Genomic DNA, 13,050 nt, shown 5'->3' with positions numbered 1-13,050 from the left:
GGTGTGTGCGGGTGGGTTGTGGTTGTTTGCGCAGTTCCCCGCGCCCGCGAGCGGCGTTGGGGTGCGGGTGGGGGGTGTGTGCGGGTGGGTTGTGGTTGTTTGCGCAGTTCCCCGCGCCCGCGAGCGGCGTTGGGGTGCGGGTGGGGGGTGTGTGCGGGTGGGTTGTGGCTGGTCGCGCAGTTCCCCGCGCCCCTGGGGCGGCTTTGCTGCGGGCATGCGTGCCACCAGGGCGGCACCCGTCCCAAGGAGGGCGGCACCCCCGCTACGCCGGGCTGCGGACGCCCCGCCCCCAGCCGGTGCTCACCCCAGCCGCGCCGCCAACCCTCCGGTGCAGCGCACCTCGTCGCCGGCCGTGATCAGCAGCGCCTCCACACCCGGCAGTGACTCCAGCCACGCCAGCCCCTCCCGTGAGCCCATCGCGAACGCCGCCGTCGCCCAGCAGTCGGCCCACGTCAGCCGAGGCCCGACCACGGTGACGGCGACCAGGTCGGTCACCGCCGAGCGCCCCGTACGGGGATCGACGATGTGGTCTCCCCGCTCCGCCGTACCGGACGTGGCCACGGACAGCTCGTCCACCCCGGCCGCCGAGATGACCGCCGCCAGGCCCCCCGGCCGCAACGGATCGGCGACACCCACCCGCCACGGCCGCTGCCCGCCCGGTGTCCCGAGCAACTGCACATCGCCGCCGCCGTTCAGGCTCACCCCGCACACCCCGGGCACCTCCGCCAGCAGCCGTGCCGCCCGCTCGACCGCCCAGCCCTTGACGATGCCGGTCGGGTCGAGGCGGCCCTGATACGACGTGCTGAACCAGCCCTCGCTCAGATGCTCCGCCTCCGCGGCCAGTTCCAGCACCTCGGCGACCTCGGGATCGCACTCCGCGACGGTCACCTCCCCGCGCTGCAGCCGTGAGATCTGGCTGTCCTCGCGGTACGTGCTGAACACCTCGTCGACCCGGTGCAACCCGGCGACGGCCTCGTCGAGGGCCGCGCGCACGGCGGCCGGTTCCCCGCCGCGGACGTCGAAGGAGAAGACGGTCCCCATCGTCTCCTCGGCATGACGTACCGCGGCGGGAGCCTGTGCGGAGTCGGCCACCGTGTCAGCCACCGGCCTGGTCCAGCGCCGACTGGAGGGACTGCTTGTAGCCGGCACTGGTGTACGTCGCACCGGACACGGCGTCGATCTGCGCGTTCCCGGCCGCGACGGCCGCCTGGTTGAGGCGGGGGACGGACGAGGAGGTGATCTGGTCGCTGCGGCCGCCCTCGGGTGCCTGGACCGCCTCGGCCTTGGTGACCTTCCCGCCGGTCACGGTCACCCGCACCTGGACCGGCCCGTACTGCGTCTGAGCCGCCTTGCCGGTGAGGGTCTGCGTCGCGGCCTGGCCGCCCACCGAGCCCGCGGCCCGGGAGGAACCGTCTCCGGCCGGAGCCTTGTCCAGCGCGGACTGGAGGGACTTCTTGTAGCCGGCACTGGTGTACGTCGCGCCCGAGACCGCGTCGATGTCCGCGTTCCCGGCCGCCACGGCCGCCTGGTTGAGGCGGGGCACCGAGCTCGCGGTGATCTGGTCGCTGCGGCCGCCCTTGGGTGCCTGGACCGCCTCCGCCTTGGTGATCTTCCCGCCCGCGACGGTCACGCGCACCTGGACCGGCCCGTACTGCGTCTGCGCGACATCGCCGGTCAGCGTCTGCGCGCCACCCGAGCCCTGCTGCGCTCCGGCGGACGCCTTCGCCTTGTCCAGCGCGGACTGGAGGGACTTCTTGTACCCGGCGCTGGTGTACGTGGCGCCCGAGACCGCGTCGATCTCCGCGCCCTGCGCCGCGACGACGGCCTGGTTGAGGCGGGGCACCGAGCTGGCCGTGATCTGGTCGCTTCGGCCGCCCTTGGGTGCCTGGACCGCCTCGGCCTGGGTGATCTTGCCGCTGCTCATCGTCAGACGGACCTGCACGGCGCCGTACTGCGTCTGCGCCGCGTCACCGGTGACCGCGCCGTTCACGCCGCCCTGCGGGGCCTGCCCGGCCGCCGCGGGCGGAGCCTGACCCGCAGCCTGGGCGGAGCCCGGGTCGGAGGCCGGCTTCAGCGACAGCAGCAGCACGATCCCGGAGACGGTGGCTGCGCCGGCGAGCACGGCACGCCGGACGGGGTGAGACTTCCTCATCGTTTCCCAAACTCCTGAAGGGCTGTTGGTGTCCCGTCGCTCACATCTCGAACGACTCGTGATGGATGCGGCGGGCGGGCACGCCCGCGCCGCGCAGTGCCTCGTAGACCGACTGGGCGAAGCCGGGCGGCCCGCACATGAAGACGTCGTGGTCGTCGATGTCCGGGATCTTGCGCTGGAGGGACTCCGCCGAGATGTCGGGGCGTTCGCCCTCCGGGCTGTTGACCGCGTACATCAGCCGGGCGCCGCGCTCGTCCGCGATCTTGGCGAGCTCGCCCCACAGGGCCAGGTCCTGGGTCGTGTTGGCGCGGTAGAGAAGGGTGATGTCGCCGGACGCGCCCGGCAGTGTCTCGAACAGCGCCCGCATCGGGGTGATGCCGACCCCGCCCGCGACCAGCAGCACCTTGCCGCGGCTGCGGCGCTGCGCGGTCATCGCGCCGTACGGGCCCTCGGCCCACACCTTGGTGCCGGGCTCGAGATCACGCAGCCGGGAGGTGTGGTCGCCGATCGCCTTGACCGTGATCCGCAGCATGTCCGGGCGGGGCGCCGCCGACAGCGAGTAGGGGTGGGAGCTGAAGCGCATGCCCGGCGCCTTGAACCGCCAGCGGAAGAAGTGCCCGGCCTCCGCGCCCATCCGGTGCAGCTTGCGCCCGCTGATCAGCACGGACACGATCCCCGGGGTCTCCTCGATGACCGCTGCCACCCGCATGCGGTGCCGCATGTTCAGCCGGATCGGGGTGAGGATCCGGTACCAGACGACCAGCGCCGTCACCACGCCGTACAGCCCGTACCAGAAGGTCTTCGCGGCGGGCTCGACGGCGAACTCGTTGCCGGTGGTGATCTGGTGCCAGAACGTCAGGTACACGGCCGCGTACGTGAGCAGGTGCACGTGGTACCAGGTGTCGTAGCCGATCAGGCGGCGCACCCCGCCGATCGACAGGATCCCGATGAGGAACAGCAGGCCCGTGCCGATGGCGGCCTTGCCCATGTCCGGCAGCTGGTTGATGGAGTCGGTCGTCTGCTGGACGATGTCGCCGAGCCCCTTGCCCGCCTGGAGGGCGTAGCCCCACATGATGAGGAAGACGTGGGCGAGGACCAGGCAGAGCGTGTAGCGGCCGGTCATGGCGTGCCAGCGCGCGACCCGGTCGGTGCCCACGCGGCGCTCCAGCGCGGGCACCCGGGCCATCTGGAGCACCACCAGCGCCATGAGGTAGCCGGCGAGCAGGCCGGTGATCCGGCCCGCGGCCAGGATCTTGCTCGTGTTGTCCGCGAGGGACGGTGTGTTGTCCCACCACAGCCACAGCACGGCCGCGGCACCGGCCCACAGGGCGATCAGCAGCGGGACGGCCGGGGAGCGGCGCGGGCGGATGCGGCGCATCGTCTGGCGGCGGGCGGCACGTCCGCCTGCGAGCGTGGTGGTCACGGTTCCTCCGTGGGGACTTGACCCTTGGCCCACAGATACGTGCGCCGGTGCCGGTTCGTTCATCTGCGTGCGGAGTCGAGCGCGGACTGGAGTGACCGCCGGTAACCGTCACTCGTGTACGAGGCCCCGGAGACCGAGTCGATGTCCGCGCTCTGGGACTGCAGCGCCTCGGCGCGCAGCCGGGGCAGGGAGTAGCTGCTGATCTCCTGGTCCCGCGGGTTGCCCGTCGGGAACCGGACGGCGGTGACGTCGGTGATCCGGCCGTTCTCCAGTGTGATCCGCACCTGCACCGGGCCCCAGCGGGTCTGCGCCGCCTCTCCGGTGACGCTCTTGGTGCCGCCGGCCGCGGACCCCTCGGCCGCGCTGGAGCCGCTGGACGGAGCGGGCACCGCCGACGGGGCCTCCGGCACCGTGTGCGGCTTCAGAGACAGCAGGAGCACGACCCCGCTGACGGTGGCGGCACTGACCAGCACGATCCGGCGCAGCGGCCGGTCCTTCTTCAACGGGTGCACGGGTGCGGCCTCACAGTTCGAACGACTCGTGGTGGATACGACGGTCCGGTACGCCGGCGGTGCGCAGTGCCTCGTACAGGTCGTGGGCGAAGCCGTGCGGGCCGCACACGTACACGTCGTGACGGGACAGGTCGGGAATCGCCGCGCGCAGACTCCCGGCCGTGAGCGAGGGCCGTCTGCCGTCCGGGGCGTTGAGCGCGTACAGCAGCCTCGCGCCCCGCCGGTGCGCGATGGCCTCCAGTTCACCGGCCAGCGCCAGGTCCTCGGCGCTGCGGGCCCGGTAAAGGAGGGTGACCTCGCCGGGCAGCGTCTCGAAGAGGGCGCGCAGCGGCGTGATGCCGACCCCGGCGGCGACCAGCAGGGCCTTGGGGGAGGTCCGCCGGTCCTCCGTGAGCGAGCCGTACGGCCCCTCCGCCCACACCCGGGTGCCGGGCCGCAGCCGGCGGACGGCCGCGCTGTGGTCGCCCAGTGCCTTGACCGTGATGCGCATCCGGTCCCGCTGCGGCGGCGCCGACAGCGAGTACGGCGTCGACACCCGGCCCAGACCCGCGCCGAGGAACCGCCAGCGGAAGAACTGCCCCGGCCGGGCAGCGAGTTCGTCCAGCCACCGCCCCCGCAGGACGACGGAGTGCACGCCCGGCGCCTCCGGGTGCACCGACTCCACGCGCAGCCGGTGCCGCAGGTTCAACCGCACCGGCACCAGGATCCGGTACCACAGCACCAGGGCCGCGACACCGATGTAGAGCGCGTACCAGAAAGCCGTGGCGAGCGGGTGCCCGCTGAGGTCGTTGCCGAGGGTGAGCTGGTGGAAGAACGCGAGGAAGACCGCGCCGTAGGTCAGCAGATGGACGTGGTACCAGAACTCGTGGCTGGTCCGGTGGCGCACGGCACGCGCGGAGGTGATGCCGACCGCGACGAGCACGGCCGTGCCCGCTGTCGCCTTCAGCATGTCCGGGTAGTGCAGTACCACCGTCAGCGTCTCGCGCACGAGCGAGGCGCCGTCCTGGGCGGCGTACCCGAGCAGGATCAGCACGACGTGCGCGAGGACCAGCCCGATCGTGCAGCGGCCGGCCCGGGCGTGCCAGCGGGCCACCCGGTCGGAACCGACCCCCCGCTCCAACACCGGCACCCGCGCCATCAGCCCGACGATGACCGCGCACGCGTACCCCGCCAGCAGCCCGGTGATGCGACCGGCCCCGGTGAGCCAGTCCGCCACGCCCACCACCGAGCTCGTGTCCGTCCACCACAGGGCGACCACGGCCGCCGCCCCGCCCCACAGCAGCGCGAGCACGGCGCCCGCGGGTGAGCGCCGGCCGGGCGGTGCCGGGGCCTGCGCCGCTCGCCGCTCGTCCACGGTGGTCATCCGCACGTCCTTTCGCCGGTCCGGGACGTCACTGTGCCGCCGCAACCTCTGAGCACCCTCTGAACGGAGGCCGTGCGGGCCGGCTCAGAGGAAACTCAGAGCGTTGCCCGTCCGGCCGAGAGCCCGGGGGGAGTGATCCTGGAGGGGAGATGAACACCACCAGACCGGGACACCCGGCCCTCACCCGCCCGGACGGCAGTCCGCTGCGCGTCCTCGTAGTCGACGACGACCCCGACCTCGCCGAGGTGCTCTGCGGCGCCCTGCGCTACGAGGGCTGGCAGGTCAGTGCGGCCGCCGACGGCTCCTCCGCCGTCGCCGGCGCCCGGGAGCTGATGCCGGACGCGGTCGTCCTCGACGTCATGCTCCCGGACACCGACGGCTTCGCGGTGCTGCGCTTGCTGCATGCCGTGAAGCCGGACGTCTGCGTGCTGTTCCTGACGGCTCGCGACGCGGTGGAGGACCGGATCGCCGGCATCACCGCGGGCGGCGACGACTACGTGACCAAGCCTTTCAGCCTGGAGGAGGTCATCGCCCGCCTGCGCGGACTGCTGCGCCGCGCCGGCATGGCCCGGCAGCTGGAGGACGGGCCCCGGCTCACCGTCGGCGACCTGGTCCTGGACGAGGATTCCCACGAGGTCACCCGTGCGGGGGAGCTGATCGAGCTGTCGCCCACCGAGTTCGAGCTGCTCCGCTTCCTGATGCGCAACCCCCGGCGCGTCCTCAGCAAGGCGCAGATCCTCGACCGGGTCTGGTCCTACGACTTCGGAGGCCGGGCCCACGTCGTCGAGCTGTACATCTCCTATCTGCGCAAGAAGATCGACGCAGGGCGCGAGCCGATGATCCACACCGTGCGCGGAGCCGGATACCTGCTCAAGCCGGTGACACCGTGACGGGCGTGCGGCACCTGCCGCGCCCGCGCACCCTGCGCGCCCGGCTCACCTTCGGCCTGGTCGTGCTGCTCGCGGTGAGCTGCGCAGCGGTCGGTCTGGCCGCCGTCATCGAGCTGAGCGGCTTCCTTGTCGGACGGCTCGATCAGCAGCTGGCCCAGGCGGGCAACCGGTTCCCCGAGAGTCTGGAGCACGGTGGCCGGCTCCCCGACGACCACGACGGCGACGAGCGCGGTGACACCCGCCGACAGCCGACCGGCACGTTCGGCGCCTGCCTCGTCGGTGGGGTGGTCACCCACGCCGCCGTGGTCCGGCCCGGCAGCGTCGGCGCCGTCTCCCTGACCGCGGCCGACCGCGATCAGCTCCGCGCGGTACCCCAGGACGGCGCGGGGCACACCGTCGACCTCTCCGGCCTGGACTCCTACCGGGTCATGGCCTCCCGGGGCGCCGACGGCGACGTCCTGATCACCGGCCTGCCCCTGGAGCCGGTGGAGGCCGTCGTCCACCGGCTGGAACTGGTCGCCGCCGTCGTCTTCGGTGCGGCACTGACCGTCACCGGCGTGGCCGGTGCCCTGTGGGTGCGCTGGTCGCTCAGACCGCTGAGCCGGGTCGCCGCGACCGCCACCCGCGTCAGCGAACTGCCCCTGGCCAGCGGTGAGGTCACGCTGCCGCCGAGGGCACCCGAAACCGATCCGCGCAGCGAGGTGGGCCAGGTCGCGGCCGCCTTCAACCGCATGCTCGGGCACGTCGAGGACGCGTTGCTCCGGCGCCACGCGAGCGAGGAGCGGCTACGCGGCTTCGCCGCCGACGCCAGTCACGAACTGCGCACCCCGGTCGCGTCGGTGCGCGGTCACGCGGAGCTCGCGCTGCTGCACCCCGGCCCCGTGCCCCCGGAGATCACCCGGGCCCTGGAACGCATCGCCGCCGAGTCGGGCCGTATGGGGGAGATGGTCGACGAGATGCTGCTGCTGGCCCGGCTGGACGCGGGCCGTCCTCTGGAACGCGGCCCGGTCGACCTCACCCGGCTGGTCCTCGACGCCGCCACCGACGCCCGTGCCGCCGGGCCCGGTCACCACTGGGCCCTGGACCTTCCGCAGGAGCCGGTCACGGTCACCGGCGACGAGCACCGCCTCCAGCAGTTGCTGGCCAATCTGCTGGCCAACGCCCGCCAGCACACTCCTCCCGATACCTGGGTGACGGTGTCCCTGGCGGGCGACGGCACGTCGGCCGTCCTCCGGGTGCACGACGACGGCCCGGGCATCCCGGAGGACATTCAGCCGGGGGTCTTCGAACGCTTCACCCGGGCGGAGCACCGCCGCCGCGCGGACGCGGTGGGCGGCGGTGCCGGCCTCGGGCTGTCGATCGTGGCCGCGGTGGCGCAGGCGCACGGCGGCGGTGTGGAGCTGGACAGCAGGCCGGGCTCGACCACCTTCACCGTGCGGCTCAGTACCGGGTGATCGCCGTCCGTCCGCCGCTCGTACCGATCGCCAGGTGCGGTACGCCTCCGGGGCGCACCCAGGCAAGGATGCGCCGCATCGCCTCCTCGGGCACCGAAACACAACCGGCCGTCGCCCCCCGCCCGCTGACGTGGAGGAAGATGCCCGCGCCCCGCCCCCGCACGGGACGCTCGTAGTTGAAGCCGACGACGAGCGCGTGCGCGTACTGCGTCGAGTAGTCGATCAGATGTTCGGACTCGGCGGCCCGGCAGTCCGCTGCGCGTGGCTCCGTCCAGCGGTTGTAGGAGAGGGAGTCGTTGTCCTGGCACCACCAGGAGTCCTGGTGCACCCTGCGGTAGAAGTACGCCGTCCCACTCGGCGCCGCCTTGATCCCGAAGGCGTACGGCAGGCCGTACAGACCGGTCGGTGTGGTGTTCGTGCCCTGCTTGCGGGCGGTGCCCGCGACGAGACCGTTCGCCCCGAAGCGGGCGGGCGCGGAACCCCGCTTCACCCAGCGCCCGTCCGAGCGGTCCCACCAGGTGACGGTCCCCGTCGTCGAGGCCCGCTCCGGGGCCACCGCGGTGATCAGCTGGGTGCCGCCGCCGGTGTCCGCCATCCGGGCCGGTAGTGGCGGCGCGGGCGCGGGCGGCGCGGAGCCGAGCACGACCAGGGCGGAGAGGGCGAGGGCGGCGGCACCGGGGCGCATGCCTCAGACGGTAGAGGGAGGGAGCGGCAGCGGCAGTCCGGGTAGTCCGTCCAGGCTGGTGGCGATGTGCTCCTTCTTGGTGAAATAGGCGCTCAGCGACGCGTCGTCCTCGCGGGCGAAACGCTTGCCGTGCAGATCCCGGTCCTCCTCGTACGCCATGAGCGGCACCCCGTAGCCGCAGGTGTCGCGGACGAGTTCGGCGGTGACCACGATGATCGCCCGCAGACCGTGCGGCGTCGGGTCGATGCCGGGGAAGCGCGCGAGCAGTTCCCCGAAGCGGGGGTCGTCACGGAAGACCGGCTCGCCCCTGCCGTGCACGCGGACGATGTTCGGCGGCCCCTGGAAGGCGCACCACATCAGGGTGATGCGCCCGTTCTCCCGCAGATGGGCGATGGTCTCGGCATTGGAACCGGCGAAGTCGAGGTAGGCCACCGTGAGCTCGTCGAGCACCACGAAGGAGCCCGTCAGGCCCTTGGGGGAGAGGTTGACGGTGCCGTCGGCGGCCAGAGGCGCGGTGGCGGTGAAGAAGACCGGCTGCGCCTCGATGAAGGTGCGGAGCCGGCCGTCTATGCGCTCGTGAGTCTTTCCCATGTCGAACGATTATTGCCGTTAATCTTTTGGCTGTCTAAGGAATTGCGGGGTCCGGTCACCTCTGCCGGACCCCGCGGGCAGGCGTCTGAGTGGCCGCCCCGGCCGGCGCATCCACGGGGCGGCCACAGCGCCTGTCACCTCACTTGGTGAGCGTGCAGGCGGCCAGGGAGTCCAGGCCCTGCGGCTTGGCGGCGGTGCGGCCGATGGCGGTGGCGATGCGGTTGACGGTGGAGACGCGCTTGTCCTTGAGCGGGCCGAGGATGGCGTTCTGGACGAAGTTCGGGCCGCCCTGGCCGACGGTGTCGACCAGGCGCTTGTTGGCTTCCTGGATCTGCGTGTTGAGCAGGGTCAGGTTGCGGTCGACCTCGGCCTTGGCGGAGGCGGGGACCGCGGGGAGCTTCGACTTGACGTCCGGGCAGGTGATCGTGCCTGCGCCGCCGCCGCCGTTGCCCGCGTTCCCGGCGTTCCCGGCGTTGCCGGTGTTGCCGGTGTTGCCGGTGTTGCCGGTATTCCCGGCGTTGCCGCCCGCCTGCGGCTTGCCGGCCGCGCCGCCGCCCGCGTTGGTGCCCGCGCCGTTGAGCGTGCAGGCGGCCAGGGAGTCCAGGCCCTGCGGCTTGGCGGCGGTGCGGCCGATGGCGGTGGCGATGCGGTTGACGGTGGAGACGCGCTTGTCCTTGAGCGGGCCGAGGATGGCGTTCTGGACGAAGTTCGGGCCGCCCTGGCCGACGGTGTCGACCAGGCGCTTGTTGGCTTCCTGTATCTGCGTGTTGAGCAGGGTCAGGTTGCGGTCGACCTCGGCCTTGGCGGAGGCGGGGACCGCGGGGAGCTTCGACTTGACGTCCGGGCAGGTGATCGTGCCGGGGCCCGCGAGTGTCCGGGCGCTGGTCCCGTCGCTCTTGGAGCCCTCCCCGGCGAGGGCGAAGCCGGCGATCACCGTGCCGGAGAGCGCCACCGCGGCGGCGCCGCCGATGAACGTGACGCGACGCTTGTTGTACTTCGGAAGAGCCCTGGACATGCGGATGCCTCACTAGGGGTCGGGGTGTCGTCGATGTCGTAACGCGGCGCCTGCGTTCGGCGAGAGGTACGGGTAAGCGGTTTCCCGCGTTCAAAGGATCTTCAAATTTCTCTCGCCCGGCCGGAAATCGCCCGCCGGTCGCCTGGTCGGAGATCGTGCGCCGATCCGCGCCGGATTGACGAATCATGCAGAGCTCTGCATACTCATGCATGTCGGTGATCTGCCCTGAGCAGTAGCGTGATGACCGTCTCCACGCCCCCGGGCGGGAAGCCGGTGGCACATCCACATCCATTGAGGAGCGCAGCAGGTGAGCAGCAACAGCGGTGATGTCCGGCTCTGGGGCGGCCGTTTCGCCGACGGACCCGCCGAGGCCCTGGCGAAGCTGTCCGCGTCCGTCCACTTCGACTGGCGGCTCGCGCCGTACGACATCGCCGGTTCGCGTGCCCACGCGCGCGTGCTGCACAAGGCCGGCCTGCTCACGGCCGACGAGCTGACCCGCATGATCGCCGGGCTGGACCAGCTGGAGGCGGACGTCGCCGACGGCTCCTTCGTGGGCACGATCGCCGACGAGGACGTCCACACCGCCCTGGAGCGCGGCCTCCTGGAGCGCCTCGGCCCGGACCTCGGCGGCAAGCTGCGCGCGGGCCGTTCCCGCAACGACCAGGTCGCGACGCTCTTCCGCATGTACCTGCGCGACCACGCCCGGATCGTCGGCGGCCTGATCGCCGAACTCCAGGACGCGCTGATCGGCCTCGCCGAAGCCCACCCGGACGTGGCCATGCCCGGCCGCACGCACCTCCAGCACGCCCAGCCCGTCCTCTTCGCCCACCACGTCCTGGCCCACGTCCAGTCCCTCTCCCGGGACGCGGAACGGCTGCGCCAGTGGGACGCCCGTACGGCGGTCTCGCCCTACGGCTCGGGCGCCCTCGCGGGCTCCTCCCTCGGGCTGGACCCTGAGGCGGTGGCGAAGGACCTCGGCTTTGAACACGGCTCGGCCGGCAACTCCATCGACGGCACGGCCTCCCGCGACTTCGTCGCCGAGTTCGCCTTCATCACGGCGATGATCGGGGTCAACCTCTCCCGCATCGCCGAGGAGATCATCATCTGGAACACGAAGGAGTTCTCCTTCGTGACCCTGCACGACGCGTTCTCCACGGGCTCGTCGATCATGCCGCAGAAGAAGAACCCGGACGTCGCCGAGCTGGCCCGCGGCAAGTCGGGCCGCCTCATCGGCAACCTGACGGGCCTGATGGCCACGCTCAAGGCCCTCCCGCTCGCGTACAACCGCGACCTCCAGGAGGACAAGGAGCCGGTCTTCGACTCCATCGACCAGCTGGAGGTCCTGCTCCCGGCCTTCACCGGCATGATGGCCACCCTCACCGTCCACCGCGAGCGCATGGAGGAACTGGCCCCGGCCGGCTTCTCCCTCGCCACGGACATCGCCGAGTGGCTGGTCAAGCAGGGTGTCCCGTTCCGCGTGGCCCACGAGGTCGCCGGCGAGTGCGTGAAGGTTGCCGAGGCCGAGGGCAAGGAACTGGACGGGCTGACGGACGAGCAGTTCGCCAAGATCTCCGCCCATCTGACCCCCGAGGTCCGCACGGTCCTCAGCGTCCCCGGCGCCCTGGCCTCCCGCAACGGCAGGGGCGGCACGGCCCCGAGCGCGGTCGCCGTCCAGCTGGCAGAGGTGAGGGCCGACGTGGCGGCGCAGCACGAGTGGGCCCTGGCCAGGCAGCAGGGCTGAGGTCGTCGCCCTCGGGAGCGCGGGGCTGTGGCGATGTGCGGCTCCGCCGCGTGGGCGCGCACAGGCGAAGACGACCCGCACGCGCCGAAACACCCCGAGCCCCGAGCTCCGAGGCGCAGGTCATCGCGGGTTACGTTGAGTCGGAGCCGAACCGGAGCCGAACCGAACGGAGCCCGCGATGCCCTTCGCCCGCCTGGCCGCAGCGACAACCCCCACCTGCCACATCGGCCTTGGCCTCGCCGCCGTAGGACGCCCCGGCTATATCAACCTCGGCCGGGACGAGGACCTCGGAGAGGACCGCAGCGTCGAAACGCTGCGCACCCGCACCCACGAACTCCTCGACGCCGCCTACGCCCAGGGTGTCCGCTACTTCGACGTCGCCCGTTCCTACGGCCGCTCCGAGGAGTTCCTCGCCGACTGGCTCAAGGACAGGCCCGGCCTCGACGACATCGTCGTGGGCAGCAAGTGGGGGTACACCTACACCGCCGACTGGTCCACCGACGCCGAGAAGCACGAGGTCAAGGACCACACCCTCGCCACCTATGAACGGCAGCGCGCGGAGAGCGACGCCCTGCTCGGCGAGCGGCTCGACCTCTACCAGATCCACTCGGTGACCCCGGACAGCCCGGCCCTCACCGACAAGGAACTGCACGCGAAGCTCGCGGAGGCCGCCGCGCAGGGCCTCACCGTCGGCTTCTCCACCAGCGGCCCCGCCCAGGCGGACGCGATCCGCGCCGCCCTCGCCGTGACGGTCGACGGCGAATCCCTCTTCCGTACCGTGCAGTCCACGTACAACGCGCTGGAGACCTCCGCCGGCCCCGCCCTCGCCGAGGCGCACGACGCGGGGCTCACCGTGATCGTCAAGGAGGGCATGGCCAACGGCCGGCTCGCCGGGCCGCACGCCCCGGACCTCGTCAAGGAGATCGCCGAGACGGCCGGGCTGGGCTGCGACGCCGTCGCCCTGGCCGTGATCCTCCGGCAGCCCTGGGCCGGTGTCGTCCTCTCCGGCGCCGCCACCACCAACCAGCTCGCCTCGAACCTGCACGCGGCCGTGGTCGACCTCGACGACGACCAGCTGAGCCGCCTCGCCACGCTGGTGGAGGACCCGCCCGCGTACTGGGAGCGGCGCGGACAGCTGCCCTGGCACTGATCACCCCGTCACGCGCACCAGCACCGCAGCCGTGAGTCACGCATGCCCCTGATGAGACATTCATGTCTCATGTG

At 72.2% G+C, this 13,050-nt stretch carries 12 protein-coding genes; 4 read left to right on the top strand and 8 right to left on the bottom strand.

Annotated features, from left to right (window positions below; translation table 11 throughout):
• Positions 1-300: 300 nt before the first annotated feature.
• The 5 genes from HDC93_RS09880 to HDC93_RS09860 are packed head-to-tail and all read right to left on the bottom strand — an operon-like array spanning position 301 to position 5,450.
• A complete protein-coding gene (locus HDC93_RS09880; protein ID WP_311774527.1) occupies positions 301-1,104 on the bottom strand; it encodes an FAD:protein FMN transferase in 804 nt (267 codons plus the stop codon).
• Positions 1,097-2,152 (bottom strand): FMN-binding protein, encoded by a 1,056-nt coding sequence (locus HDC93_RS09875; RefSeq protein ID WP_185009256.1) that lies wholly within the window; start codon positions 2,150-2,152, stop codon positions 1,097-1,099. Before HDC93_RS09875 ends, HDC93_RS09880 begins: the two co-directional genes overlap by 8 nt.
• A gap of 40 nt (positions 2,153-2,192) precedes the next feature.
• Complete coding sequence (locus HDC93_RS09870; RefSeq protein WP_062925841.1) at positions 2,193-3,575, bottom strand: ferric reductase-like transmembrane domain-containing protein; 1,383 nt, start codon at positions 3,573-3,575, stop codon at positions 2,193-2,195.
• Between the two features lie 59 nt (positions 3,576-3,634).
• On the bottom strand, positions 3,635-4,087 hold the full coding sequence (locus HDC93_RS09865; RefSeq protein ID WP_185009254.1) for an FMN-binding protein: 453 nt from the start codon (positions 4,085-4,087) through the stop codon (positions 3,635-3,637).
• Positions 4,088-4,097: 10 nt separating this feature from the next.
• Complete coding sequence (locus HDC93_RS09860; RefSeq protein WP_185009252.1) at positions 4,098-5,450, bottom strand: ferric reductase-like transmembrane domain-containing protein; 1,353 nt, start codon at positions 5,448-5,450, stop codon at positions 4,098-4,100.
• Between the two features lie 149 nt (positions 5,451-5,599).
• Here HDC93_RS09860 and HDC93_RS09855 point away from each other — a divergent pair, with 149 nt between their 5' ends.
• Together HDC93_RS09855 and HDC93_RS09850 are read left to right on the top strand one after the other, a co-directional pair.
• Positions 5,600-6,340: a response regulator transcription factor gene (locus tag HDC93_RS09855; protein WP_185009250.1), complete on the top strand. Its 741-nt coding sequence runs from the start codon at positions 5,600-5,602 to the stop codon at positions 6,338-6,340.
• A gap of 5 nt (positions 6,341-6,345) precedes the next feature.
• A complete protein-coding gene (locus HDC93_RS09850; protein ID WP_185009248.1) occupies positions 6,346-7,794 on the top strand; it encodes a cell wall metabolism sensor histidine kinase WalK in 1,449 nt (482 codons plus the stop codon).
• On the opposite strand, the gene HDC93_RS09845 is transcribed toward HDC93_RS09850, so the two are convergent.
• The 3 genes from HDC93_RS09845 to HDC93_RS09835 all read right to left on the bottom strand — a co-directional run bounded on the left by HDC93_RS09845 (position 7,781) and on the right by HDC93_RS09835 (position 10,085).
• Positions 7,781-8,479 (bottom strand): L,D-transpeptidase, encoded by a 699-nt coding sequence (locus HDC93_RS09845; protein WP_185009246.1) that lies wholly within the window; start codon positions 8,477-8,479, stop codon positions 7,781-7,783. The genes HDC93_RS09850 and HDC93_RS09845 overlap by 14 nt on opposite strands.
• Before the next feature lie 3 nt (positions 8,480-8,482).
• Positions 8,483-9,070 (bottom strand): pyridoxamine 5'-phosphate oxidase family protein, encoded by a 588-nt coding sequence (locus HDC93_RS09840; RefSeq protein WP_185009244.1) that lies wholly within the window; start codon positions 9,068-9,070, stop codon positions 8,483-8,485.
• 139 nt (positions 9,071-9,209) lie between these two features.
• Positions 9,210-10,085 carry a hypothetical protein gene (locus HDC93_RS09835; RefSeq protein ID WP_185009242.1) on the bottom strand — a complete coding sequence of 292 codons (876 nt, stop codon included), beginning with the start codon at positions 10,083-10,085 and terminating at the stop codon, positions 9,210-9,212.
• 307 nt (positions 10,086-10,392) lie between these two features.
• On the opposite strand from HDC93_RS09835, the gene argH reads away from it, so the two are divergent.
• Together argH and HDC93_RS09825 are read left to right on the top strand one after the other, a co-directional pair.
• Complete coding sequence (gene argH / locus HDC93_RS09830) at positions 10,393-11,826, top strand: argininosuccinate lyase (protein WP_185009240.1); 1,434 nt, start codon at positions 10,393-10,395, stop codon at positions 11,824-11,826.
• A 178-nt stretch (positions 11,827-12,004) separates the two neighbouring features.
• Entirely contained in the window at positions 12,005-12,976 is a 972-nt protein-coding gene (locus HDC93_RS09825; protein ID WP_185009238.1) for an aldo/keto reductase, read from the top strand.
• Positions 12,977-13,050 lie beyond the last annotated feature (74 nt).

Origin of the sequence: Streptomyces sp. AK010, from assembly GCF_014207295.1 — a bacterium.
GTDB classification, from domain to species: Bacteria; Actinomycetota; Actinomycetes; order Streptomycetales; family Streptomycetaceae; genus Streptomyces; species Streptomyces massasporeus.
Note: the sequence above shows the minus strand (reverse complement) of the source record. Positions and strands in the feature narration are given on the sequence as shown.